This window comes from Microvirga sp. KLBC 81 (assembly GCF_003075415.1).
GTDB lineage: Bacteria > Pseudomonadota > Alphaproteobacteria > Rhizobiales > Beijerinckiaceae > Microvirga.
This window is the reverse complement of sequence record NZ_QDAH01000002.1, coordinates 43,575-66,655: the sequence shown is the minus strand read 5'-3', so window position 1 is coordinate 66,655 and position 23,081 is coordinate 43,575. Positions and strand designations below refer to the sequence as shown.

At 63.3% G+C, this 23,081-nt stretch carries 21 protein-coding genes; 8 read left to right on the top strand and 13 right to left on the bottom strand.

All coding sequences use genetic code 11. From position 1 onward, the window contains the following. Positions 1 to 87: 87 nt before the first annotated feature. The 3 genes from DC522_RS01875 to DC522_RS01865 all read left to right on the top strand — a co-directional run bounded on the left by DC522_RS01875 (position 88) and on the right by DC522_RS01865 (position 3,222). The gene (locus DC522_RS01875; RefSeq protein WP_116527006.1) at positions 88 to 993 is read left to right on the top strand and encodes a DMT family transporter; all 906 of its coding nucleotides are present in this window, start codon (positions 88 to 90) and stop codon (positions 991 to 993) included. Positions 994 to 999: 6 nt separating this feature from the next. Further along, complete coding sequence (locus tag DC522_RS01870; protein ID WP_116527005.1) at positions 1,000 to 2,148, top strand: GTP-binding protein; 1,149 nt, start codon at positions 1,000 to 1,002, stop codon at positions 2,146 to 2,148. Between the two features lie 75 nt (positions 2,149 to 2,223). Further along, the gene (locus tag DC522_RS01865) at positions 2,224 to 3,222 is read left to right on the top strand and encodes a hypothetical protein (protein WP_116527004.1); all 999 of its coding nucleotides are present in this window, start codon (positions 2,224 to 2,226) and stop codon (positions 3,220 to 3,222) included. Between the two features lie 45 nt (positions 3,223 to 3,267). Here DC522_RS01865 and DC522_RS01860 read toward each other — a convergent pair whose 3' ends face one another. From DC522_RS01860 to DC522_RS01850, 3 genes are all read right to left on the bottom strand, one after another. Then, positions 3,268 to 4,035, bottom strand: a complete 768-nt coding sequence (locus DC522_RS01860; RefSeq protein WP_116527003.1) for an ABC transporter permease — start codon at positions 4,033 to 4,035, stop codon at positions 3,268 to 3,270. A 7-nt stretch (positions 4,036 to 4,042) separates the two neighbouring features. Then, the gene (locus tag DC522_RS01855; RefSeq protein ID WP_371678724.1) at positions 4,043 to 4,834 is read right to left on the bottom strand and encodes an ABC transporter ATP-binding protein; all 792 of its coding nucleotides are present in this window, start codon (positions 4,832 to 4,834) and stop codon (positions 4,043 to 4,045) included. A 222-nt stretch (positions 4,835 to 5,056) separates the two neighbouring features. After that, entirely contained in the window at positions 5,057 to 6,094 is a 1,038-nt protein-coding gene (locus DC522_RS01850) for an ABC transporter substrate-binding protein (RefSeq protein WP_165820012.1), read from the bottom strand. 296 nt (positions 6,095 to 6,390) lie between these two features. Between DC522_RS01850 and DC522_RS01845 the strand changes: the two genes are divergently transcribed. Then, positions 6,391 to 7,386 carry a TerC family protein gene (locus tag DC522_RS01845; protein WP_116527158.1) on the top strand — a complete coding sequence of 332 codons (996 nt, stop codon included), beginning with the start codon at positions 6,391 to 6,393 and terminating at the stop codon, positions 7,384 to 7,386. 224 nt (positions 7,387 to 7,610) lie between these two features. Next, positions 7,611 to 8,606, top strand: a complete 996-nt coding sequence (locus tag DC522_RS01840; RefSeq protein WP_116527002.1) for a TerC family protein — start codon at positions 7,611 to 7,613, stop codon at positions 8,604 to 8,606. A gap of 22 nt (positions 8,607 to 8,628) precedes the next feature. Here DC522_RS01840 and DC522_RS01835 read toward each other — a convergent pair whose 3' ends face one another. After that, a complete protein-coding gene (locus DC522_RS01835; RefSeq protein WP_116527001.1) occupies positions 8,629 to 9,090 on the bottom strand; it encodes an Lrp/AsnC ligand binding domain-containing protein in 462 nt (153 codons plus the stop codon). A 113-nt stretch (positions 9,091 to 9,203) separates the two neighbouring features. On the opposite strand from DC522_RS01835, the gene putA reads away from it, so the two are divergent. Further along, positions 9,204 to 12,302, top strand: a complete 3,099-nt coding sequence (putA, locus tag DC522_RS01830) for a bifunctional proline dehydrogenase/L-glutamate gamma-semialdehyde dehydrogenase PutA (protein ID WP_116527000.1) — start codon at positions 9,204 to 9,206, stop codon at positions 12,300 to 12,302. Between the two features lie 117 nt (positions 12,303 to 12,419). On the opposite strand, the gene DC522_RS01820 is transcribed toward putA, so the two are convergent. The 7 genes from DC522_RS01820 to DC522_RS01790 form a co-directional block, all read right to left on the bottom strand. Continuing rightward, positions 12,420 to 12,932 (bottom strand): 2'-5' RNA ligase family protein, encoded by a 513-nt coding sequence (locus DC522_RS01820; RefSeq protein ID WP_116526998.1) that lies wholly within the window; start codon positions 12,930 to 12,932, stop codon positions 12,420 to 12,422. Between the two features lie 38 nt (positions 12,933 to 12,970). Continuing rightward, positions 12,971 to 13,372, bottom strand: a complete 402-nt coding sequence (locus DC522_RS01815) for a F0F1 ATP synthase subunit epsilon (RefSeq protein WP_116526997.1) — start codon at positions 13,370 to 13,372, stop codon at positions 12,971 to 12,973. Positions 13,373 to 13,487: 115 nt separating this feature from the next. Next, on the bottom strand, positions 13,488 to 14,942 hold the full coding sequence (gene atpD, locus DC522_RS01810) for a F0F1 ATP synthase subunit beta (protein WP_116526996.1): 1,455 nt from the start codon (positions 14,940 to 14,942) through the stop codon (positions 13,488 to 13,490). Positions 14,943 to 14,963: 21 nt separating this feature from the next. Continuing rightward, positions 14,964 to 15,836: a F0F1 ATP synthase subunit gamma gene (locus DC522_RS01805; protein WP_116526995.1), complete on the bottom strand. Its 873-nt coding sequence runs from the start codon at positions 15,834 to 15,836 to the stop codon at positions 14,964 to 14,966. A gap of 54 nt (positions 15,837 to 15,890) precedes the next feature. Continuing rightward, complete coding sequence (atpA, locus tag DC522_RS01800) at positions 15,891 to 17,420, bottom strand: F0F1 ATP synthase subunit alpha (RefSeq protein WP_116526994.1); 1,530 nt, start codon at positions 17,418 to 17,420, stop codon at positions 15,891 to 15,893. Further along, positions 17,420 to 17,992, bottom strand: a complete 573-nt coding sequence (locus DC522_RS01795) for a F0F1 ATP synthase subunit delta (protein WP_116526993.1) — start codon at positions 17,990 to 17,992, stop codon at positions 17,420 to 17,422. Before DC522_RS01795 ends, atpA begins: the two co-directional genes overlap by 1 nt. A 214-nt stretch (positions 17,993 to 18,206) precedes the next feature. Further along, positions 18,207 to 18,767, bottom strand: a complete 561-nt coding sequence (locus DC522_RS01790) for a histidine phosphatase family protein (protein ID WP_116526992.1) — start codon at positions 18,765 to 18,767, stop codon at positions 18,207 to 18,209. 170 nt (positions 18,768 to 18,937) lie between these two features. Between DC522_RS01790 and DC522_RS01785 the strand changes: the two genes are divergently transcribed. After that, positions 18,938 to 19,156: a hypothetical protein gene (locus tag DC522_RS01785; protein ID WP_116526991.1), complete on the top strand. Its 219-nt coding sequence runs from the start codon at positions 18,938 to 18,940 to the stop codon at positions 19,154 to 19,156. Here the strand turns inward: DC522_RS01785 and DC522_RS01780 are convergent. Beyond that, positions 19,125 to 21,287, bottom strand: a complete 2,163-nt coding sequence (locus DC522_RS01780) for a primosomal protein N' (protein ID WP_116526990.1) — start codon at positions 21,285 to 21,287, stop codon at positions 19,125 to 19,127. The two genes, DC522_RS01785 and DC522_RS01780, sit on opposite strands and share 32 nt — an antisense overlap. A gap of 71 nt (positions 21,288 to 21,358) precedes the next feature. Here DC522_RS01780 and DC522_RS01775 point away from each other — a divergent pair, with 71 nt between their 5' ends. Further along, positions 21,359 to 22,336 carry a tyrosine recombinase XerC gene (locus DC522_RS01775; RefSeq protein WP_116526989.1) on the top strand — a complete coding sequence of 326 codons (978 nt, stop codon included), beginning with the start codon at positions 21,359 to 21,361 and terminating at the stop codon, positions 22,334 to 22,336. Between the two features lie 110 nt (positions 22,337 to 22,446). Here DC522_RS01775 and DC522_RS01770 read toward each other — a convergent pair whose 3' ends face one another. Beyond that, positions 22,447 to 23,073, bottom strand: a complete 627-nt coding sequence (locus DC522_RS01770; protein ID WP_116526988.1) for a thymidine kinase — start codon at positions 23,071 to 23,073, stop codon at positions 22,447 to 22,449. Between the last annotated feature and the right edge of the window lie 8 nt (positions 23,074 to 23,081).

Here is a 23,081-nt window from a genome sequence, read left to right as displayed (position 1 = left end):
CCCGAGCTGGGCGTTTTGCTTTGGGGCCCCTTGCATTCGCCCCCGATCCGCGCGAACGGTGCGCGTCTTACATAAGTCTCACTCGAAATGACGCGCTCCTCCCACGGCTCCGGACTTCTCCTCGCCATCGGTTCTGCCAGCTGTTACGGCTTCAATATCGTCTTCGCGCGCATGGCGTCCTTTGCCGGTGCCAGCGGCTCGGCCATCGTGGTCTACCGGGTGCTCCTGATGCTGGCGCTCGTGGCAGCCGTGGCGGCAATCGCGCGACGCTCGCTCGCCATGGCGCGGGAGGAACAAGGAAAGCTCGTCCTGCTCGGCATCGCCAGCGCTCTCCAGGGCATTTGCTATCTTTCGTCCGTCGCCTTCATACCAGTGACGGTCGCAGCGGTTGTGTTCTACACCTATCCCATCATCATCGTTCTCACGAGCCCGTTCGTGGAAAAGACGCCACTGACGCCTGCCCTCGTCGGTGTCGTCGCAATCGCGACCCTCGGCGTCGGCTTGGTGGTGGGGCCAGCCTTTTCCGATCTCGATTGGCGCGGCCTGGCTCTCGCCTTCGGCGCCAGCATCGCCACGGCGATACAATTCTTCACCGCAGCCCGCTGCACCAGGACAGGCGTGGTGGCGAAGGTGTTCTGGATTCAGCTGATCATACTGCCCACCGCGATCCTCATCAGCCTTGTCACGGGGCAGTTCGCACCGCCATCGGTCCTCGCTCTCGCTCCCTTCGCGATGGCCATGACCATCGGCGGCTACATCGGTGGATTCGTGCTGCAGTTCCTGGCGCTGGGGCGCATCTCGGCGGTCGCAGCCGGAATCGTCTTCTGCACCGAGCCGGTGGTTGCGACCCTCTCCTCAGCCTTTATCCTCAATGAGGGCCTGTCTCCCCTGCAGGTCGCAGGTGGCGCTCTTGTGCTGGCCGCCATCATCACCAACGTTCTCCTGGAGCAGCGCCGCCTGAAGAACACGGCCCTGGTTCCGATCGCGGATTGAAAAGCCATGACGAATCCCCCGATGACCCCGCCCGCGCCGATCCCGCTGACGATCATCACCGGCTTCCTCGGTGCCGGAAAGACCACCCTGCTCAACCGGATGCTGAAGAGCCCGGCGCTGCAGGACACGGTCGTCATCATGAACGAGTTCGGCGAGATCGGCCTCGATCACCTGCTGGTGGAGACCGTCGACGAGGGCATGGTGCTTCTGTCCGCGGGCTGTCTCTGCTGCACCGTGCGCGGCGACCTCATCGCCACGCTCGAGGATCTCCTGCGCAAGCGCGACAACAACCGAATCCTGCCCTTCAAGCGCGTGATCATCGAAACCACGGGCCTCGCGGATCCCGCTCCCATCCTCCATGCGGTGCTCTATCACCCGTATCTCTCCATGCGCTACGCCGTGGAAGGCGTGGTGACGGTGATCGATGCAGTGAACGGCTCTCGCACCCTCGACGCGCACCGCGAGGCCGTGAAGCAGGCGGCCATCGCGGAGCGGGTCGTCATCACAAAGACGGATGTCGTTCAGGATCAGACGAGCCTTCCGGAACTGCAGGACAGACTGCGCCAGCTCAATCCGGGCGCTACGATCCTCAAGGCCGATGCGCCCGTCGAAGATATCGTCGCAGGCGGCCTCTTCGGTCTCGACGGCAAGATCGCCGATGTCGCCGAATGGCTCAGGACGGAAGCGGTGGAAGAGGCCGAGCGCGAGAGCCATGCGCACCAGCACGCGCATCACCACCATGGCCATCACGGCCACGACCATCACCACCATCACGACGTGAACCGGCACGATGAGCGCATCCGTGCCTTCTGCCTCACCAGCGATCAGCCGATCCGCCAGGGCACGCTGGACATGTTCCTCGACCTGCTTCGCTCATCGCAAGGCGCGAAGCTGTTGCGCGTGAAGGGGCTGATCGCACTCGCCGAGGATCCGGAACATCCGGTAGTGATCCACGGCGTGCAGCACGTTATCCACGTGCCTGCCGTTCTGCCGCGCTGGCCGAGCGAGGATCGCCGCAGCCGCATCGTCTTCATCGTGGATGATCTGGAGCGTGAGACGGTGGAGAAGCTCTGGAACGCGTTTCTCGGGCGTCCCGCCATCGACCAGCCGGATGCGGCGGCGCTCTCCGACAATCCTCTTTCTCTGCGCCGCTGATAAAGCTTCCGCAAGGGCTGCCGATCAGTTAGGGTTCAGAAATGATATAACGCTGATCCCATAAGGCTGATTGCGATGCAGATTTCGAAATATCTTCAAGCCGTCTTTCTGTGCGGCGGCACTCTCATCGTTCCAGCTCAGGCGCAGCAAGCCCCGGGACCGAGAGTCCTGAAGATCGATGTACGGATCGAGGGCTCGGAAGGATGGCAGACCGCAGTCAGCTATGAAAAGGCGCTGATCTCGGAGCATTTCTTCCTGGCGACAGTCCTGGAGCCGAGTGAAAGCCTCGGTGGCATGAACCCCCTTGATCCGGACTCCATCCGCAAGGCGCAGGAAAACAGCGCCAGGCAGATCGCCAACGCGCAGAAGATCCAGGAGCGCAACAAGGCCCTGGCTCACGCTGTGCCGCCGAGCGCCGCTATGCAGCAGCAGGTCAACCAAGCGATCATGCAGGCCTATGCCAAATGCAAAGGCGACGAGAACTGCATCAAGGCGGCGGTGATGCGGTCGAATCCCGGCTTGATGCCCCCGCCTCCTGGCGCGACCATGAATCCCGGCATCCCGGATGTTTCGGCAGCATCTCAGGACGAGGAAAAGGCGATCTACCGCCAATGGTTCGGCCTTGAAGGGTGCCCCGGCAAGTTCAGGGCCATGCGCAACGATATCAGCAAGGGCGCCGTCGCCGACGTGGGCGGCGCGCGGCCGTGGAACCATGAGATCAAGTTAGACGTCGCGCAGGACAAGCCGTCGCTGTGCCTGTCCTATCCGATGTCAGTCGTGGACGAGGAAGCCGGCAAGCTCTTCCTTCCAGGCTTCACCTTCCCGGATGTACCCGCCACGCAGAAAAATATTGGAAGTCGCAGCGCGACCGTTCCCGGCGAAATTGCCACATGGGTGAGCAAAACCCTCAACGGCGCGCCGCTCTCCGGCACGAAGAGCGAGACGATCAGCTTGCAGAGACCGATCCTCGTTCTCCCGCTGGGGAACTTCTCCTACGGCGGCAGCGTGAAGATCACCATCACCTGGAGCTTCACGGAAAGCTACAAGCCAGGTACGGCCCTGCCGGATGATTGAGAGTAGGCACGCCGTTCCCGCGCCATTCATGGAAACAGCCAGATTTTACGCTCCCATCTGCGAGCGCTGCGCCCAGCCGGTCATGGAGCGCTCCGCATAGGCGGTGATCGCATACATGATGACGCCGAGCACCGCGAGCACCAGGAGAGCCGCCCAGACGAGCGGCACCTCGAAGGCGGCGGATGCGCGGGTGAGCAGGTTGCCGATGCCGACGTTGGATGCATTCTGCTCGCCGATCACGGAGCCGACATAAGCAAGCGTGATCGCCACCTTCAACGAGCCGAAAAAGTAAGGCATCGCGCGCGGCACGCCAACCTTGAACACGATGTCCCGCTTCGAGGCGCCGAGCGCGCGCAGCACATCCTCCATCTCGGGCTCTACCGTGGCGATGCCGGTGGCGACATTCACCACGATCGGAAAGAACGAGATGAGGAAGGCCGTCAGCACCGGCGGCACCCAGCCGACGCCGAACCAGAACACGAGGATCGGCACCACGGCCACTTTCGGGATCGAGTTGAAGCCGACGAGAAGCGGGTAGCTGCCCGCATTGATGAGCTTCGAGGAGCCCAGCACCATGCCAAGAAGGAGGCCGAAGGCTACGGCGAGCCCGAAGCCTGCAAGCGTCATCCAAAGCGTGTGCAGGGCGTGATAGGCCAGCTGGTTCCGGTATTCCCACACGGCGAGCAGGATCGTGGAGGGTGCGGGCAGGATGAAGCTGGAGATTTTGAATGCGCGGCAGACGATCTCCCACAACAGGAAAAAGCCGACGGTGAAGACCCAGGGCGCGACAGCGAGTTGATTCTTGGTTTTCATGAGGGTCTCACGCCGCCTTGCGCGCCTGCGCGATGTGACCGCGCAGCTCGTGAACGAGTTCGGAAAATTCCGGGATGTAGGTGATCTCGAGATCGCGCGGACGCGGGAAGGTCACCTCACGCTCGGCCACGATGCGACCGGGGCGCGCACTCATGCAGAAGATGCGATCCGCCAGGAAGGCCGCCTCGCGTAAATCGTGCGTGACGAGAATGATCGTGACCTTCTGCGCCGCATGGAGATCGCGCATCACGCACCACAGCTCCTCGCGGGTGAAGCTGTCGAGCGCACCGAAAGGCTCGTCCAGCATCAGGAGCTTCGGCTCGTGAATAAGCGCGCGGCAGAGGGAGGCGCGCTGCTGCATGCCGCCGGAGAGTTGCCAGGGGTATTTGTGACCTTGGCCCTTCAGGCCGACTTGCTCCAGCAGGCCCTCAGCTTTCGCGACATATTCCGCCTTGTGTCTGCGCAAGCGCGAGCGATGCGGCTCCACGATTTCGAGCGGCAGCAGGATGTTGTCGAGGGTCGTGCGCCAGGGAAGCATGGTGGGATTCTGGAACGCCATGCCTGCGAGCTTGACCGGCGCACCCACTTCCTTGCCGTCCACGATCACCGTGCCCTCGCGAGGGAACTGCAATCCGGTGGCGAGTTTCATGAGCGTGGACTTACCGCAACCCGATGGACCGACGATGGCGGCGAACTCACCCTCGTTGATCCGGATGGTCAGGTTTCGAACCGCCGGGACACCATCCTCCGCGCGGGCGTAGACATGAGTGACGTCGTGAATATCGACGAAGGCAGACAAGGGGCACTCCGGGTTTTCATCCTCCCCTTGAGAGAGGATCGGCTCGAAGAGCCGAGGTGGGGTGGTGGCGCGACATTCTTCGATGTTGGAGCTTCTCACTCCACCCCGCTCACGATGCTCGCGCCCCTCCCCCACGCAAGTCGGGTGCTCCCGACTGGCGCAGGTAACTGGATCCGGGAACACCCGAGATCCGTGGGGAGGGTGAGAGAAGAGCGTACAATCTCAGTTCACCTTCCGCTGATCGGCGGCGGGCAGGAACTCTTCCGTGAACACGCTCTCCACGGTCGGCTTTTGCTTGTAGTCGAAGGTCAGGCCGATTTGATCGAGCGCCTTGGCGAAGCGCGCCTTGTCGATGCCGCCGAAGCCGTTCTCCTTCACCCAGGGCGTGAGCATGTTCTGCTCCAGCACCATCTTGAGGCGCTCCAGCTCCACATCCTTCTTGGCGACGTCGTTGCGCTTGATCACCGAATCCACGGCGCTCGACGGATCCTTCACCGTATCCTGCACGCCCTTCACGATCGCGCGCAGCAGGCCTTTCACGGCCTCCGGCTTCTCCTGCGCGAACTGCTGCGAGACAATGATGGTGTTGCCATACAGGTCCACGCCGTAATCGCTCATGAGCAGGACGACGATGTCATCGGCCGGAACGCCGCGCGACTTCAGGTTGATGTAGGAGGACATGGAGAAGCCGAAAACCGCGTCGACCTCGCCCTGCGCCAACATCGGCTCGCGAACAGGGAAGCCCACATTCTCGAACTTCATCCCAGAGTCGTCGATCTTATTGACGGCCTTGAAGATCGGCCATTGCGCATAGGCGCCGTCCGCTGCCGGCGCGCCGAACTTCTTCCCCTGGAGGCTCGACGCCTCCTTGGAGATGCCGCGGCTCTTGCGGCCGATGATCGCGAAGGGCGGGCGGTCATACATCACCATCACGGCCTTGATTTCCGTGTCGGGGTTCTCATCGCGGAAACGCACGAGCGAGTTCACGTCGCCGAAACCCGCATCATATGTGCCGGAAGCCACGCGGGAGATCGGCTCGCGGGAGCCCGCCGCAGGATCGATCGTGACATCGAGCCCCTCGGCCTTGAAGTAGCCCTTGTCGAGCGCCACGGCGAAGGGCGCCGCCGGGCCTTCCCAGCGCCAGTCGAGGGAAAACCGCACCGGGGTCTGCGCCTGGGCGGCGGCAGTACCGAGCAGCACTGCCGCGCTGGCTAGGATCCCCCTGATCCACCGCGTCTTTGTCGAACGTTCTGACACCATCACCGTTACCTCTGCTTTATGGCCCAGCCTCTTGAACGAGCTGGATTGGCTAGAGTTGCCTTGTTGTTGACCATGCAAGCAGATCGGTGAGCAGGGTCAAGCCTGTAGCCCGGGCAAGCCTGCCCTGAAGTCGCCCACCTGACGCAAAATTGAGCAGAATCATCCCTGGTGAATGGTCTTGACGATAAAGGACGCCCTTCCCATGTTGCGTGGCGTCGGTGACCGGGCCCCTCTGGCAGGTGGATGAACCCCTGTGATGTCGGAGCCGACTTGGTTCAACAATGGGTTCGGTCAAAATGTTTGAAGTCCTGCTTTTAAGCTGGCTCGGCACTCCCGTATGGATGTGGCTTGCCTTCCTCGGAATCGTCCTTGCTCTCCTCGTGCTCGATCTCGGCGTGCTTCACCGCAAGCACCATGAGATCGGCGTGCGCGAGAGCCTTGTCATGAGTGCCTTCTACATCACCCTCGGCGTCGCCTTCGGCGGCTTCGTGTGGTGGTATCTCGGCTCCGAAGCGGGCATGAATTATCTCACCGGCTTTGCGGTCGAGAAGGCGCTGGCGATGGACAACGTGTTCGTCATCGCCATGATCTTTTCATTCTTCGCGGTGCCCCGCCTCTACCAGCACCGGGTGCTGTTCTGGGGCATTCTCGGGGTCATCGTCCTGCGCGCGCTGATGATCGGCTTCGGTGCCGCGGTGATCTCACAGTTCTCCTGGGTTCTCTACCTCTTCGCCGCGTTCCTCATCGGTACGGGCGTGAAGATGCTCGTGTTCTCCGACACGGAATATGACATAGCGAAGAACCCGGTGATCGGCTTTATGCGCCGTCACTTCAACGTTACCGACGAACACCATGGCGAGCACTTCTTCGTGAAGAAGCCGCACCCGGCAACCGGCAAGCTCGTGTGGTTCATGACGCCGCTCTTCATGGCGCTGGTGCTCGTCGAGATCGCGGACGTGATCTTCGCGGTGGATTCGGTTCCGGCGATCTTCGCCATCACGACCAATCCGTTCATCGTCTATACGTCGAACATCTTCGCGATCCTGGGCCTGCGTGCGCTCTACTTCGCGCTCGCCGCCATGGTGCACCGCTTCCATTACCTGAAGTATGCCCTGGCCTTCGTGCTGATCTTCATCGGCTCCAAGATCTTCGTGGCCGACATGCTGGGCCTCGCCAAGATCCCGGCTCCGATCTCGCTTAGCGTGACCTTCGCCATTCTCGCTGCAGGCGTAGGCTGGAGCCTCTGGAAGACGCGGGATGAGGCGGGCAAAGCAAAGCACGTTGCTGGCTAACGACTGGAACTACACAATATCGGTGCCGGGAGGGTAAGAACCTCCCGGCAAAGCTTGCTGCAGACAAGCTTGCAGCAGAGCTTCACCCAGTCCTTATCCGTGGACCCTTGCAGCGCAGGATCGGCGCTCCCACGTAAGGTCTATCACTTACCGGGCCCACTTGGTGGAGACGGCTTGTCCACGATGTCGGACCTGGCGGGATTCAACATGAACGGGCTTAAGTCATGTTCGACATCCTGCTCATTCCTTGGCTCGGCAAGCCTCTCTGGATGTGGCTGGCCTTCTTCAGCCTTGTCGGGTCGCTGCTTGTCTTCGATCTCGGCGTTCTCAACCGTAAAGATCATGCCATCGAGATCCGCGAGAGCCTCTATATGAGCGCTTTCTATATCGCGCTCGGCCTTTTCTTCGGCCTTTGGGTCTGGTGGTATCTCGGTTCTGAGCCGGGCATCAATTATCTGACCGGCTTCGCGCTGGAGAAGGCGCTGGCGATGGACAATGTGTTCATCATCGCCCTGGTCTTTCGATACTTTGCCGTGCCGCGGCTCTATCAGCACCGGGTGCTGTTCTGGGGCATCATGGGCGTCATCGTCCTGCGCGCGCTGATGATCGGCTTTGGCATCGCCGCCATTGCCCACTTCTCATGGGTCCTCTATGCCTTCGCGCTGTTCCTGATCGCCACGGGATTGAAGACTCTTTTCTTCGCGGAGCAGGTGAACGACATTGGGCGCAATCCCGTGCTGCACCTGATGCGCCGGCGCTTCAACGTTACGGACCGGCATCATGGCCGTCATTTTTTCGTGAAGCTGCCTCACCCTGAGACCGGGCGACCGACATGGTTCATGACGCCGCTGTTTCTGGCGCTGGTGCTGATCGAAGGTGCCGACATTCTCTTTGCCGTCGATTCGGTTCCGGCGATCTTTGCCATCACCACGGATCCGTTCATCGTCTACACGTCGAACATCTTCGCGATCCTGGGGCTGCGCGCGCTCTACTTCACCCTCGCCGCGATGATCCACCGTTTTCACTATCTCAAATATGCCCTGGCGCTCGTGCTGATCTTCATAGGATCAAAGATCTTCGTGGCGGAGGCTCTCGACATCGGCAAGATTCCACCCGCCATCTCGCTCGGCGTGACATTGAGCATCCTGACGGCTGGCGTGCTGTGGAGCTTGTGGAAGACGGGACGGCGCGGCCACCAGGGCGATGAGCTCTCCGTTTGACGCCCAAGCCTATCCGGCGCCCCTAAACCGGCAGCATCCCGTCGCTTTTCACTTCCTCCATCACCGCATAGGTGCGCGTTTCCTTGACGCCCGGCAGCGCCAGCAGGATCTCGCCGAGGAAGTGGCGGTAGGCGGCCATATCGGCGACGCGCGTTTTGACCAGATAATCGAAACCGCCCGCTACCATGTGGCATTCGAGAACCTCGGGAGCGCGCTTCACCGCTTCGGCGAATTTTTCAAAGACGTCCGGCGTCGTCTTGTCGAGGGAGACCTCCACGAAGACCAGGAGCTCCAAACCCAGCCGGTGCGGGTCGAGCCGCGCTCCGAAGCCCGCGATGAAGCCCTCCCGCTGCAGGCGCTTCACCCGGTCGCTGGTGGAAGTGGGGGAGAGGCCCACCTTCTCGGCCAGGTCCACGGTGGAAATCCGGCCGTCCTGCTGCAGGAACTTCAGGATCTTCCGATCGATCCGGTCAATCTCCGTCATTTTCACGCCTGTTAAGTTACCTTGCCTGGAGTATTAAGGCAGAACTCACAATATTGCCATCGAAACACGGCATGAGAGCCCGTATATTCCCGGGAAATTCCCAGAGGAAACCCATGGCTCAGAATTTCAACGCCGCCCTGCCCTTCAACCCGCCCTTCGCCGAGGACGACAAGGCCATTGCGGCCCGTCTTCTGGCCAGCTCCCGCCTCTCGCCCGAGCGTGAGCGCCGCATTGACGAACAGGCCACCCGCCTGATCGAGGCGATCCGCGCCAAAGGCGGCGGCCTCGGCGGCGTCGAGGAGATGCTGCGCGAATATGCACTCTCCACCAAGGAGGGCCTCGCCCTCATGGTGCTGGCAGAAGCGCTTCTTCGCGTGCCGGATGCCGCCACCGCCGACAAGCTCATCGAGGACAAGCTCGGCCAAGCGGATTTCGCGAGCCACGAGGCCAAATCCGACGCTTTCCTGGTCTCGGCCTCGGCGTGGGCGCTCGGCATCACCGCTCGCGTGATCCAGCCCGGTGAGACGCCGGAAAGCATTCTCGGCCAGCTCACGAAACGCATTGGCCTTCCCACCGTTCGCGCCGCCACCCGCCAGGCCATGCGCGTGATGGGCAATCACTTCGTGCTGGGTCAGACCATCGAGGAAGCCCTGAAGCGCGCCACCTCCTCCAAGGGCCGCATCTATCGCTATTCCTTCGACATGCTGGGCGAAGGTGCCCGCACAGCGGATGACGCCCGTCGTTATTTCGAATCCTATTCCTCCGCCATCGACGCCATTGGCCGCTCCGCCGGCAACGAGCCTCTGCCGAACCGCCCCGGTATTTCGGTGAAGCTCTCCGCGTTGCATCCGCGCTATGAGGCGACAAGCCGTGAGCGCGTGATGCGCGAACTCGTGCCGCTCGTCATTGAACTAGCGCAGAAGGCGAAGTCCTATGACCTCAATTTCACCATCGACGCGGAAGAGGCGGATCGCCTCGAACTGTCGCTCGAAGTGATCGAGGCCGTGATCGCCGATCCGTCGCTGGCGGGTTGGAAAGGTTTCGGGCTTGCCATCCAATCCTATCAGAAGCGCGCAGGCAGCGTGATCGATGCGATTGCCGCCATGGCCGAACGCTACGACCGCCAGATGATGGTGCGCCTCGTGAAAGGCGCCTATTGGGATACGGAAGTGAAGCGCGCCCAGGAGCGTGGGCTCGACGATTATCCGGTCTTCACCCGCAAGGCGATGACGGACCTGCATTATATGGCCTGCGCCGAGAAGATGCTCTCGCTTCGTCCGCGCATCTTCCCGCAATTTGCCACGCATAATGCGCTCACCGTAGCCTCGATCCTCGAGCGCGCAGGCGACACGGACGGTTTCGAGTTCCAGCGCCTGCACGGCATGGGCGAAGCGCTTTACGCACGCCTGCTCGAAGACAATCCGGGCCTTGGCTGCCGCGCCTATGCACCGGTCGGCGGCCACCGTGATCTCCTGGCCTACCTCGTGCGTCGTCTTCTCGAGAACGGCGCGAACTCCTCCTTCGTGTCGGTTGCGGCCGACCCCAACGTTCCGGTGCAGACCCTGCTGAAGCGTCCTGCCGACATCATCGTCTCTGCCGATCAGGCTCGTCATCCCAGGCTCCCGCTGCCGCGCGATCTCTATGGCGCCGAGCGCGCCAACTCGAAAGGCGTGGAGTTCGGCCATCAGGCTTCGCTCGATGCGCTGCTCGCGGAGATCAAGCAGGCGGCTTCGCAGACCTACCGCGCCGATCCGCTCCTCGACGGCAAGATGGCCTCCGGCGAAACGCGGCCGGTCGTCAGCCCCATCGACGGCACGACGATTGCTGGCCAAGTGACGGAAGCAACCCCTGAGGTCGCCGACCGCGCCATGGCCTCCGCCCGCGCCGGCTTTGGTGCGTGGAGCCGCACGGATGCCGAGACCCGCGCGAAGGCGCTGGAGCGCGCAGCCGATCTGCTAGAGCAGCGCCGCGGTGCGCTGCTCCATCTTCTGCAGACGGAAGCGGGCAAGACGCTCGACGACGCACTCTCCGAAGTGCGCGAAGCCGTCGATTTCTGTCGCTACTACGCGGTGCAGGGCCGCACGCTCTTCGGCTCCGGCGAGCCGATGCCCGGCCCGACCGGCGAGAGCAACGTGCTGCGCCTTCGCGGACGCGGCGTGTTCGTGGCGATCTCGCCCTGGAACTTCCCGCTCGCGATCTTCTTAGGGCAGGTGAGCGCAGCCCTGATGGCCGGGAATACGGTTGTGGCAAAGCCTGCCGAGCAGACGCCGCTGATCGCCGACATGGCCGTACGCATTCTGCATGAGGCAGGGGTCAGCAAGACCGCGCTGCACCTCGTTCCGGGCGATGGTCGCGTGGGTGGACGTCTCGTCGAGCACAAGGACGTCGCTGGTGTCGTCTTCACCGGTTCGACGGAAGTTGCGCGCATCATCAACCGCACGCTCGCCGGAAAGGACGCCGCCATCGTTCCGCTGATCGCGGAGACCGGTGGCATCAATGCCATGATCGTCGATGCCACGGCGCTGCCTGAGCAGGTAGCCGACGACGTTGTGACCTCCGCCTTCCGCTCGGCCGGTCAGCGCTGCTCGGCGCTTCGTCTGCTCTGTGTGCAGGCGGACGTGGCCGACCGCATGATCGAGATGATTGCGGGTAGCGCGCGCGAGCTGAAGCTCGGCGATCCGCGCGATGTTTCGGTCCATATCGGTCCGGTGATCGACCGCGAGGCCAAGGACAAGCTCGATGCGCATACCGATGAGATGAAGCGCCAGGCGAAGGTGCATTATGCCGGCACTGCGCCGGCCAACGGCACTTATGTCGCGCCGCATATCTTCGAGCTCAACAAGCCGCACGATCTCGCGCAGGAAGTGTTCGGCCCGATCCTGCACGTGGTGCGCTACAGGGCGGATCGTCTCGAAGAGGTCATTCAGGCCATCGAGGGCACGGGCTATGGCCTCACGCTCGGCGTGCATTCGCGCATCGACGCCACGGTGAATCGGATCGTCGAAGCTCTGTCGGTCGGCAACGTCTATGTGAACCGCAACATGATCGGGGCGGTGGTCGGCGTGCAGCCCTTCGGCGGTCACGGCCTCTCCGGCACCGGCCCGAAAGCTGGCGGCCCGCACTACCTCCTGCGTTTCGCCACGGAGCAGACGGTGACCATCAACACCGCTGCAGCCGGCGGCAACGCGAACCTGATCGCTATGGGTGAGTGAGATTGCTCTCTCTCGTCATGCCCGGCCTTGTGCCGGGCATCCACGCCTTCTTCTACACAGGGTCTTAAGACATGGATGGCCGGGACAAGCCCGGCCATGACGTAGCAAGTGGCGTTGTTATTCAGCGAAATGGAATCGCCGTACCTTCTCCCAAGGTCCGCCGCGATACCACCAGAGATCCAAGCCAATCCCTTGGACCTGGAACAGCACGAACGGCTCTGACAATTTCATCAAGAGCGCGCGCGCTTTCTGCGGGTCGACATTGTTCTGCACCGTCACATGCGGCTGGTGGTTCTGCCGATCCTGTGGTGTCAGCCAATGGGCCCATTGTGATGCGAGGCTACGGCGCAGATCCGCCAGTTCTGGAGACTGCAGAGCGTAGGCGACGCCACGTCCGAGGAAGCGCAGGTTCGTGACATCAAGTTGGAAGCGGGGCTGAGCTGAGCACTTTTGCTCGATGTGTTCGTGGATGATCTCCACCTGATCGCCCGGCAGATGATGAAACAACGTCAGATGCGCGGGGATGAAGTTCCGCTCGGGCGGAAAATAGCGCCGCCTCTGCTCGTCGAAGAACGCGAAGGAGGGTTCGTCCAGCACGAGTGTCAGGATGAGAGGCGCAGGCTTCGTCATGAAAAGAAAAACCCGGCTTGGGGCCGGGTTGTTTCAGGTCAGTAGTTCAGCGCCGCCTTGGCCTCGCGCAGCTGCGCGATGGCCGATTCCGCCGCATGCTTGGCGGCCGGATCATTGGTGGCGTCATAGTGCATCTCGGCCGTCAGGATCTCGTGGTCGAGAATTGCCTGCGTCAGCTCCTCCTCAGGAAGAGCACGCTCGGCAAGGACCGTAAGGCCGTTCTGGTTGACGTCGGCGAAGCCGCCGCGCACCAGAACCCGGCGACCGTTGCCGGGGTTGCTCGTAATGACGAGGAAGCCGGTCTTGAGGGTCGTCATCATCGGCGCATGGCCGGCGAGAACCGTCATATCGCCTTCGCTCGCAGGCAGGACCACCGCATCGACGGGGCCTGAGAACAGCACGCGCTCGGGAGAGACGAGTTCGAAATTGAAGTTGGCCATCTGAGCTTCTCGTCATCCGTCCGCTCGGAGAAAGCGGTCCGGGGTCGTTGGAGACAGGCTTTTACAAAGCAGTCCCGGAGCGTGCGGGCACGCTCCGGGACGATGCCGATTTCAATCAAGCTGCTTCGGCTGCGAGGCGCTGGGCCTTCTCGACGGCTTCCTCGATGGTGCCGACCATGTAGAAGGCGGCCTCGGGGAGGTGATCGTAGTCGCCGTTCACGAGACCCTTGAAGCCCTTGATGGTGTCTTCAAGCGCAACGAGCTTGCCGGGCGAGCCGGTGAACACTTCCGCGACGTGGAACGGCTGGCTGAGGAAGCGCTCGATCTTGCGGGCGCGGGCGACGGTGAGCTTGTCCTCTTCGGAGAGCTCGTCCATGCCCAGGATCGCAATGATGTCCTGGAGCGCCTTGTAGCGCTGCAGCACCTGCTGGACCTGGCGGGCGACGTTGTAGTGCTCCTCGCCGACGATGGCGGCGGACAGCATGCGCGAGGTCGAGTCGAGCGGGTCCACGGCCGGGTAGATGCCCTTCTCGGCGATCGAACGCGACAGCACGGTCGTGGCGTCGAGGTGGGCGAACGAGGTGGCCGGAGCCGGATCGGTCAGGTCGTCGGCGGGCACGTAGATGGCCTGCACCGAGGTGATCGAGCCCTTGGTGGTGGTGGTGATGCGCTCCTGCAGCGTGCCCATGTCGGTGGCGAGCGTCGGCTGATAGCCCACCGCCGAAGGAATACGGCCGAGAAGCGCCGACACTTCGGAGCCCGCCTGGGTGAAGCGGAAGATGTTGTCCACGAAGAACAGCACGTCCTGGCCCTGGTCGCGGAAGTGCTCGGCAACGGTCAGACCCGTCAGAGCGACACGGGCGCGGGCGCCCGGAGGCTCGTTCATCTGGCCGTACACGAGAGCGCACTTCGAACCGGCGGCCGAGCCGTTGTTCTCCGTCGGGTTGACGTTCACCTTGGACTCGATCATCTCGTGATAGAGGTCGTTGCCCTCGCGGGTGCGCTCGCCGACGCCGGCGAACACGGAGTAGCCGCCGTGCGCCTTCGCGACGTTGTTGATGAGTTCCATGATGAGCACGGTCTTGCCGACGCCTGCGCCGCCGAAGAGGCCGATCTTACCGCCCTTGGCATAGGGAGCGAGCAGGTCGACGACCTTGATGCCCGTGACGAGGATCTGAGCCTCGGTGGACTGCTCAGCGTAGGACGGAGCGGGCTGGTGAATGGCGCGGGCAGCTTCACCGGTGATGGGACCGGCTTCGTCCACCGGCTCGCCGATGACGTTCATGATGCGGCCGAGCGTGCCGGCGCCGACCGGCACGGAGATCGGAGCGCCGGTGTCGACGACTTCCTGGCCGCGCACCAGACCCTCGGAGGTGTCCATGGCGATGCAGCGCACGGTGCTCTCGCCGAGCTGCTGAGCCACTTCGAGCACCAGGCGGTTGCCCTGGTTCTGGGTCTCGAGGGCGTTGAGGATCTCCGGCAGGTGGCCTTCGAACTGCACGTCGACGACGGCGCCGATGACCTGCGTGATGTGACCGACCTTGTTGCCGGCGGTAGCGGTGTTAGCCATGTGAGGCTCCTCTCGGATTCGTCAGAGCGCCTCGGCGCCCGAAATGATTTCGATCAGTTCCTTGGTGATCATCGCCTGACGCGACCGGTTGTAGGTCATCGTCTGCTTCTTGATCATCTCGCCCGCGTTGCGGGTCGCATTGTCCATGGCGCTCATGCGAGCACCCTGTTCGGAAGCGGCGTTCTCGAGCAGCGCGCGGAAGATCTGCACGGTGAGGTTCCGCGGCAGAAGCGTCGCCAGGATCTCGCCTTCATCAGGCTCGTATTCGTAGACCGCATCCGACGCAGCGCCGGTAGCCTCGATCTGAGCCGGAATGATCTGCTGCGCCGTCGGGATCTGCGCGATCACCGAGCGGAAGCGCGAGTAGAACAGAGTTGCCACGTCGAACTCGCCGGCTTCGAAGCGCGAAAGCACCTTCTGAGCGATCATGTCGCCCTGTTCGAAGCCGATCTGACGCACGGAGCGCAGGTCGATGAACTCGATGATCTGCTCGGCGAACTGGCGACGAAGGATATCGTAGCCCTTCTTGCCCACGCAGATGATCTTGATTGTCTTGCCGTCTGCGAGAAGCCGGTTGGCATGGTCGCGAGCCAGACGTGCGATCGAGGAGTTGAACGCGCCACACAGGCCGCGCTCGGCCGTGCAGACGATCAGAAGATGAACCTGATCGGCACCCGTGCCGGCGAGCAGACGCGGCGTATCGGGTCCGACAGTGATGCCGGACGCCAGATTGCCGAGCACCGTGGCCATGCGCTCCGCGTAAGGACGCGCGGCTTCCGCCGCGGTCTGCGCGCGGCGCAGCTTCGCGGCGGCCACCATCTGCATGGCCTTGGTGATCTTCTGCGTCGCCTTGACCGAGGCGATGCGGTTACGAAGGTCTTTCAAGCTCGGCATCGAGCGGCCCTACCCTCTCCGGAGTTCCGGCTGGATCTTACGAGAACGCAAGTCTTACGAGAAAGACTTGGCGAAGTTCTGGACGACGTCCTTGAGCTTCGCTTCCGAATCGCTCGACAGGTCCCTGGAAGCGCGGATCGATTCCAGGATGTCAGCGTGCTTGCCGCGCAGGGTGGCGAGCAGGCCATCCTCGAAAGCGCGCACGCGGTTGAGCGGCAGGTTGTCGAGGTAGCCGTTCACGCCGGCGTAGATCACGGCGACCTGCTCTTCCATCTTCAGCGGCGAGAACTGCGGCTGCTTCAGGAGTTCGGTCAGGCGCGAGCCGCGGTTCAGCAGGCGCTGCGTGGTGGCGTCGAGGTCGGAGCCGAACTGAGCGAAGGCCGCCATTTCGCGGTACTGCGCCAGTTCACCCTTGATCTTGCCCGCGACCTTCTTCATCGCCTTCGTCTGGGCCGAGGAGCCCACGCGCGACACGGAGAGGCCGACGTTCACCGCCGGACGGATGCCCTGGTAGAACAGATCCGTCTCAAGGAAGATCTGGCCGTCGGTGATGGAGATCACGTTGGTCGGAATGTAGGCCGACACGTCGTTCGCCTGCGTCTCGATGACCGGCAGAGCGGTGAGCGAGCCAGCGCCGTTGTCGTCGTTGAGCTTCGCAGCGCGCTCCAGCAGACGGGAGTGCAGGTAGAACACGTCGCCAGGATAAGCCTCGCGGCCCGGAGGACGGCGGAGCAGAAGCGACATCTGACGGTAGGCGACGGCCTGCTTGGACAGGTCGTCATACACGATCACGGCGTGCATGCCGTTGTCGCGGAAGAATTCGCCCATGGCGCAGCCGGCGAACGGAGCCAGGAACTGCATCGGGGCCGGATCGGAAGCGGTCGCGGCGACGACGATGGAGTATTCCAGAGCGCCGTTGTCCTCGAGAGCCTTCACGAACTGAGCGACCGTGGAGCGCTTCTGACCGACGGCGACGTACACGCAGTACAGCTTCTGCGATTCGTCGTCGCCCTGGTTCAGCGGCTTCTGGTTCAGGATCGTGTCGAGCGCGATCGCGGTCTTGCCGGTCTGACGGTCGCCGATGATCAGCTCGCGCTGGCCGCGGCCGACCGGGATGAGGGCGTCGATGGCCTTGAGGCCCGTCGCCATCGGCTCGTGCACCGATTTGCGCGGAATGATGCCGGGAGCCTTCACGTCGACGCGGCGACGCTCGGTGGACTGGATCGGGCCCTTGCCGTCGATCGGGTTGCCGAGAGCGTCGACGACGCGGCCCAGCAGGCCCTTGCCGACCGGCACGTCCACGATGGCGCCCGTGCGCTTCACGGTCTGGCCTTCGGCGATCTCACGGTCGGAGCCGAAGATCACGACGCCGACGTTGTCGGTTTCGAGGTTGAGGGCCATGCCGCGCACGCCGCTCTCGAATTCGACCATCTCACCGGCCTGAACCTTGTCGAGGCCGTAGCAACGGGCGATACCGTCACCGACGGACAGGACCTGACCGACTTCTGTGACTTCAGCTTCGGTACCGAAGTTCTTGATCTGCTCTTTGAGGATCGCGGAGATCTCAGCGGCTCGAATGTCCATCAGCGGACCTCTTTCATCGCTAGACGAATGGAATTGAGTTTGGTGCGCACCGAGGCATCCACCATGCGGGAGCCCATCTTCACGATGAGACCGCCGATGAGGCTCGGGTCGATTTTGACGTCGACAGCGACGTCAGCCTTGGCGACGTCGCGCAGCGCCGCCTTGATTTCGTTCAGAACGGTGTCCGACGGAGCCTCCGCCAGAATCACCTGAGCCCGCACGATGCCCTTCGCGTCGGACACGAGGTCCTGATACGCGCGGATCATGTCGGGAAGGGCGAAGAGGCGGCGCTTGGACGCCACGAGACGGATGAAGTTGCCCGCCAAGCCCGCGATGCCGGCCTTGGTGAGGAGGACATCCATCGCGCGGGACTGCTCTTCAGCCGTGAAAATGGGGTTGCGGATCAGGCGCTGCAAATCTTCGCTGCCCCGGATCAGTTGCTCGAAGCGGCCGAGGTCGCCGGCGACGGCGTCCACGGCGTTGGCCTCCCGAGCGAGTTCGAACAGCGCCGAAGCATAGCGCAACGCTACGCCCGACAGGAGGGGTCCTTCATGCGAACCGCTTTGCGCCACGTAATCGTCTCTCTCAAGTTACGGGTTTCGGACCGGCAAGCTCTTACAAAACTGAGCTTTCGGGAAACCCGTCAGGTCGATGGAAGTGAGCCTTGGACGCGACCGTCTCCGCCTCCAGGCGGGGGTGCACTAGCATGGGTTTTCCTGGGGCGCAAGGAGAGCTAGGCCAGGAGCGGCCCGTAAAAAGTCGGTGATGCTGCTCCAGGGTTAAAGATCACAGCTCCAGAACGGCAACCTCGCAATTGCCAAGGTACTGCCCGGTGAGCCGGCTGAAGAAGGTGCCGTGGCCCACGACCGCGATCATTCCCTCCGGCCGTTGCTTAAGCCAGCGGCGGAACTCCTCCACCCGGCCCTCGAAAATATGGCTGGGCTCATAGACGAATCCGCGCGGGTCCAGCTCCCCCTCGTTGTGCCACCAGATCTCGTCCAGATGATCGAAGGCGAGGTGCGGAAAGTCCTGAGCCAGGAGATCCGGCTTGCGGCCCACGTCGCAGCTGCTCTCCAGGTGCTCCCGGTGGAGGCACTCGATGTGGATCGGCGGCTTGGCCGGGTGGTCGCCGAAGAGCCCCAGGGTGGTCTGAATCGCTCGTGTCAGCGGCGAGGTGACGACCAGATCATAAGCGTGTTGCCGCAGCTCGGGGGCCCGCTCCGCCACCTGCCTGCGGCCAAGCTCGGTGAGGGGCGCATCGAAATGCAGCGGGTCCTCCCCGGTCTCGGCGAAATGGGCATTGAAGGTCGATTGGCCGTGGCGGATGCAGTGAACGATCTTGGACATGAGGTTCCCGGGCACAGGTCTTCTTGCGTCTGCTATCGACCACAAAAACACATTTGCGTCGACCCGATCGAGGTAGTCCGTCGCATCTGTGCTTTTGCGCACTTGAGAAGCCGGAGCCGGGCTCCACCCTAACGCATGGTTAACACGAGGCATCCCCTGAGGAAGCTGCCATGCGCTTGTTCGCCACCATTACCCTGCTCGCCTTAAGTCTGTTCTGGAGCTACCCGTTCTTCGCTCCGGAAATCGAAAAGGCTGTGCGCAACAAGGTCGCGCCCGCCCCGCGTGGCGGGGAACCCGTTCTCGTGCTCGCGCCTGCGGATATCCGGGTGCAGCCCCGAGAAACGGTCGCGGCCCGGCTTACAGAAAGCTCTGAGGATCCACGTCAATAGAGACGCGGGTATTGCCTCTCACCTTCGGACAGCGGGCAAGCCAGGAGCGCAAATAGCCCTGCAGATCGACCTCCCGCTCCGTCTTCACCAGCAATCGATAGCGATAGCGGCCCCGGATGAGGGCGAGCGGCGCCTCGGCGGGGCCGAGCACCATGACCCCGGGCGGCGGCTCCGTCACCATGGCCATGGCCCGGGCATGGGCCTCGGCGACCTCGCGCTCCTCCGCGGAAATGATGAGGGAGGCGAGCCGTCCAAAGGGCGGAAGCCCCGCCATTTCGCGAACGCGCGTCTCCTCCTCGTAGAATCGCTCGGCATCGCCTGAGACGAGTGCGGCGATCACCGGATGATCCGGCTGCCAGGTCTGGACGAGGGCCCGCCCAGGCTTTTCGCCGCGCCCGGCGCGACCCGTGACCTGCTGGAGCATCTGGAAGGTGCGCTCCGCCGCCCGGGGATCGCCGGAGGTCAGGCCGATATCGGCATCGAGCACGCCCACGAGCGTCATGAGCGGGAAATTGTGCCCCTTGGCCACGAGCTGGGTGCCAATCACGATGTCGACCTCGCCGGCCGCAATCGCCGCCAACTCCGTCCGCAGCCTCTCGGTGCCGCCGGGAAAGTCACTGGAGAGCACAATGGAGCGCTTGTCCGGGAAGAGCTCCGCCACTTCCTCCGCGATTCGCTCCACACCCGGACCGCAGGGCACCAGCGAATCGATGCTGCCGCATTCCACGCAGGCCTGAGGCGTGCGCTCCACATGCCCGCAATGGTGGCAGACGAGGGAGCGCCGGAAGCGGTGCTCCACGAGCCAGGCCGAGCAGTTCGGGCATTCGTAGCGATGCGCACAGGCACGGCAGAGAGTGAGAGGCGCATAGCCGCGCCGGTTGAGGAAGAGCAGCGCCTGCTCGCCGCGCCCGACCGTCTCCTCCACCGAGGCGACGAGGGTGGGCGAAAGCCAACGACCTTTTGGAATCTGCTCGCGTCTCAGGTCGACGGCGCGGATCTGCGGCATGGAGCGCCCGCCGAAGCGCTCGGGCAGCTTCACATGGCGATAGCGCCCGCGCTCCACATTCACGCGGCTCTCGATGGAGGGCGTGGCTGAAGCCAACACCACCATGGCGTTCTCGATCTTGCCTCGCACCACCGCCATGTCGCGGGCGTGGTAATGCACGCCGTCGTCCTGCTTGTAGGCGGTCTCGTGCTCCTCATCGACGACGATAAGGGAGAGATCGGCATAAGGCAGGAACAGCGCGGAGCGCGCGCCCGCCACCACCTTCACCTCGCCCGAGGCAATCGCCGCATAAAGCCGCTCGCGCTTGCGGCCCGTAACGCCCGAATGCCAGGTGGCGGGCTTCACGCCGAAACGCGCGGCGAATCGGTCGAGGAACTGCGCGGTGAGCGCGATTTCCGGCATGAGGATCAGCGCCTGCTTGCCCTGCCGCACGGCCTCGGCCACCGCCTCGAAATAGACTTCCGTCTTGCCGGAGCCCGTCACGCCTTCGAGGAGGATCACGGGCGGATGCGCCTCATGCATCGCAGCGACGATCTCGCCGGCCGCGTCGCGCTGGCCGTCGGAGAGCGCGGTGTCGCCGAAAGCGGGATTGGGGAGTCCTGCCACCGGCTCCTGCAGCAGGGACAGGGTTTCGAGTACGCCTTCGTCGATCAGCCCGTCGACGACACTCGCGCTGACACCTGCCGCATGGGCGAGCTCGCTTTTGAGGCGCACGACGCCATCCTGCGCCGCCTCGATCACCTTCTGCCGTGCGGGCGTCATGCGCTTCGGCAAGTTCGCCGTGAGCCTGACGCCGATGCGCACGACCTCCGAGCGGTCGGGATCGGGAAATTTCAGGCTCATGGCGAGTGCCGAACCCTTGGGGGCCAGCGTATACCAGGACACCCAATCGATGAATTTGCGCATTTTGGGCGAGAGGTTCGGGCCTTCGAGGGCGCCCGTGACCTTCTTGAAATTGCCGCCCTGCCCTTCGCGCAAACCCCAGACGACGCCCGCCACCTCGCGGGTGGCCAACGGCACCTGCACCACATCGCCCTCTTCGAGCGCGAGGCCATCCGGCACGGCATAGGAATAGGCCGTGTCCAGCGCCAGCGGGATGAGGACATCGGCGATGCGGCTTGTCATTCGAAAGGGATTAACCTGTAGCTGTTACTCTGTCTGCCCTTGCATATAGCGGCGCCATGTCAAAGAGCGAAATGTCAAGCAGCGACACACAGGATACCCTCGATCTCGCCCTGCCCGGCGCGGAGGATACCCGCCGGGAGGTGATGGCGTGGCTCAACGGTCTTGCGAAAGAGCGCAGGCTCTCGCCGAAGACGGTGGAGGCCTATGCCCGGGACATCCGGCAGTTCCTTGCCTTTCTTGTCGAGCATCTCGGCGAGAGGCCGACCGTCAAGGCTGTGTTGGGGTTGAAGCCCCTCGACATCCGCTCGTTCCTGGCCTCGCGCCGCATGAGTGCGGTGGGAAGCCGCTCGCTCATGCGCCAGCTCGCGGCCTTGCGTTCCTTCGCCCGTCATCTCGAACGGGAAGGCCATGGCACGGCCTCGGCCTTTGCGGCGATTCGCACCCCGAAAGTGGACAAGAACCTGCCGCGCCCCCTCTCCGCCTCCTCCGCCGTTGCGGTGACGGACAGGGAGGCGCGGGCGTCCGAGGATCGCAAACCGTGGATTCTTGCACGCGATGCCGCCGTGCTGTCGCTTCTCTATGGCGCGGGCCTGCGTATTTCCGAAGCGCTCGGTCTCCAGCGCCGCGACGCGCCGGTGAGCGGCATCGATTCGATCACGGTGACAGGCAAGGGCGGCAAGGTGCGCAGCGTCCCGGTGATTCCGCCGATTCAGCGGGCGGTGGAGGAGTATCTGCACCTCTGTCCCTATGCGGTTCCGCCCGAAGGCCCGCTTTTCGTGGGCGCACGCGGCGGGCCGCTCTCACCGCGCATCATTCAGCTGGCAGTCGAAGAGCTGCGCGGCGCCTTGGGTCTGCCCGATAGCGCGACCCCTCACGCCCTGCGCCACTCCTTCGCCACGCATCTGCTTGCCAAGGGCGGCGATCTGCGCGGCATCCAGGAACTTTTAGGCCATGCATCGCTCTCGACGACGCAGCTCTACACGAAGGTGGATGCGGCCCGCTTGATGGATGCGTTCAATGCTGCGCATCCAAGGGCAAGGGTGAAGTGAGCTCCACCGCGTCATCACCGGCCTTGTGCCGGTGATCTCGATTGGCTGAGGCGCTGTTCCGGTATCGGGATGACCGGGACGAGCCCGACCATGACGGGCGGTTCAGCCGCCTATTCCGCAGCCACGACAGCCTCGGCCAGGAGCTGGCGTGCGGCGGGGCCGATATCACCCTTCGTCCAGTGCGGACGGCAGACGGAGACGTAGCGGCTTTCGCCGCCCACTTCGATCACGGGACCTGAACGCACGGGCTCGCCGTTGGGATCGAACTTCAGGATCATCGTGGCCTTGCGGCCGCAATGACAGAGCTGCTTGATTTCCTGGAAATCGTCGGCGAGCGCCATCATGGCCTGAATCGCCTCGCTGAACAGCGTGCCGTAGACGTTGTTCTTCAGGCCATAGGCCATGACGGGGATACCGAGTTCATCGACGATCCAAGCGAGCTGGCGAACCTGCTCCGCCGTCATGAACTGGACTTCGTCGATGAGGACCGCGGTCACCTTCCTCCTGGCGTGCTCCGCGGACACGATGGCGTCGATGGCCTCGTCCTTCCTCAGGACCGTCGCATCGGCTTCGATGCCGATGCGCGATCTCACCTTGCCGACGCCGAAGCGGTCGTCGATGGGACTCGTGAACAGCAGCACGTGACCGCCGTTCTCGATGTAGTTGTGACGAACCTGCAGGAGATGTGTGGTCTTGCCTGCATTCATCACCGAGTAGAGGAAGTGAAGTTTTGCCATGAATCCAT

What these genes read in the sequence shown, in the direction of transcription:
- DC522_RS01875 (WP_116527006.1), top strand. Translation starts at nt 88, where the DNA reads ATGACGCGCTCCTCCCACGGCTCCGGACTTCTCCTCGCCATCGGTTCT.
- DC522_RS01870 (WP_116527005.1), top strand. Translation starts at nt 1,000, where the DNA reads ATGACGAATCCCCCGATGACCCCGCCCGCGCCGATCCCGCTGACGATC.
- DC522_RS01865 (WP_116527004.1), top strand. Translation starts at nt 2,224, where the DNA reads ATGCAGATTTCGAAATATCTTCAAGCCGTCTTTCTGTGCGGCGGCACT.
- DC522_RS01860 (WP_116527003.1), bottom strand. Translation starts at nt 4,035, where the DNA reads ATGAAAACCAAGAATCAACTCGCTGTCGCGCCCTGGGTCTTCACCGTC.
- DC522_RS01850 (WP_165820012.1), bottom strand. Translation starts at nt 6,094, where the DNA reads ATGGTGTCAGAACGTTCGACAAAGACGCGGTGGATCAGGGGGATCCTA.
- DC522_RS01845 (WP_116527158.1), top strand. Translation starts at nt 6,391, where the DNA reads ATGTTTGAAGTCCTGCTTTTAAGCTGGCTCGGCACTCCCGTATGGATG.
- DC522_RS01840 (WP_116527002.1), top strand. Translation starts at nt 7,611, where the DNA reads ATGTTCGACATCCTGCTCATTCCTTGGCTCGGCAAGCCTCTCTGGATG.
- DC522_RS01835 (WP_116527001.1), bottom strand. Translation starts at nt 9,090, where the DNA reads ATGACGGAGATTGACCGGATCGATCGGAAGATCCTGAAGTTCCTGCAG.
- putA (WP_116527000.1), top strand. Translation starts at nt 9,204, where the DNA reads ATGGCTCAGAATTTCAACGCCGCCCTGCCCTTCAACCCGCCCTTCGCC.
- DC522_RS01820 (WP_116526998.1), bottom strand. Translation starts at nt 12,932, where the DNA reads ATGACGAAGCCTGCGCCTCTCATCCTGACACTCGTGCTGGACGAACCC.
- DC522_RS01815 (WP_116526997.1), bottom strand. Translation starts at nt 13,372, where the DNA reads ATGGCCAACTTCAATTTCGAACTCGTCTCTCCCGAGCGCGTGCTGTTC.
- atpD (WP_116526996.1), bottom strand. Translation starts at nt 14,942, where the DNA reads ATGGCTAACACCGCTACCGCCGGCAACAAGGTCGGTCACATCACGCAG.
- DC522_RS01805 (WP_116526995.1), bottom strand. Translation starts at nt 15,836, where the DNA reads ATGCCGAGCTTGAAAGACCTTCGTAACCGCATCGCCTCGGTCAAGGCG.
- atpA (WP_116526994.1), bottom strand. Translation starts at nt 17,420, where the DNA reads ATGGACATTCGAGCCGCTGAGATCTCCGCGATCCTCAAAGAGCAGATC.
- DC522_RS01790 (WP_116526992.1), bottom strand. Translation starts at nt 18,767, where the DNA reads ATGTCCAAGATCGTTCACTGCATCCGCCACGGCCAATCGACCTTCAAT.
- DC522_RS01785 (WP_116526991.1), top strand. Translation starts at nt 18,938, where the DNA reads ATGCGCTTGTTCGCCACCATTACCCTGCTCGCCTTAAGTCTGTTCTGG.
- DC522_RS01780 (WP_116526990.1), bottom strand. Translation starts at nt 21,287, where the DNA reads ATGACAAGCCGCATCGCCGATGTCCTCATCCCGCTGGCGCTGGACACG.
- DC522_RS01775 (WP_116526989.1), top strand. Translation starts at nt 21,359, where the DNA reads ATGTCAAGCAGCGACACACAGGATACCCTCGATCTCGCCCTGCCCGGC.
- DC522_RS01770 (WP_116526988.1), bottom strand. Translation starts at nt 23,073, where the DNA reads ATGGCAAAACTTCACTTCCTCTACTCGGTGATGAATGCAGGCAAGACC.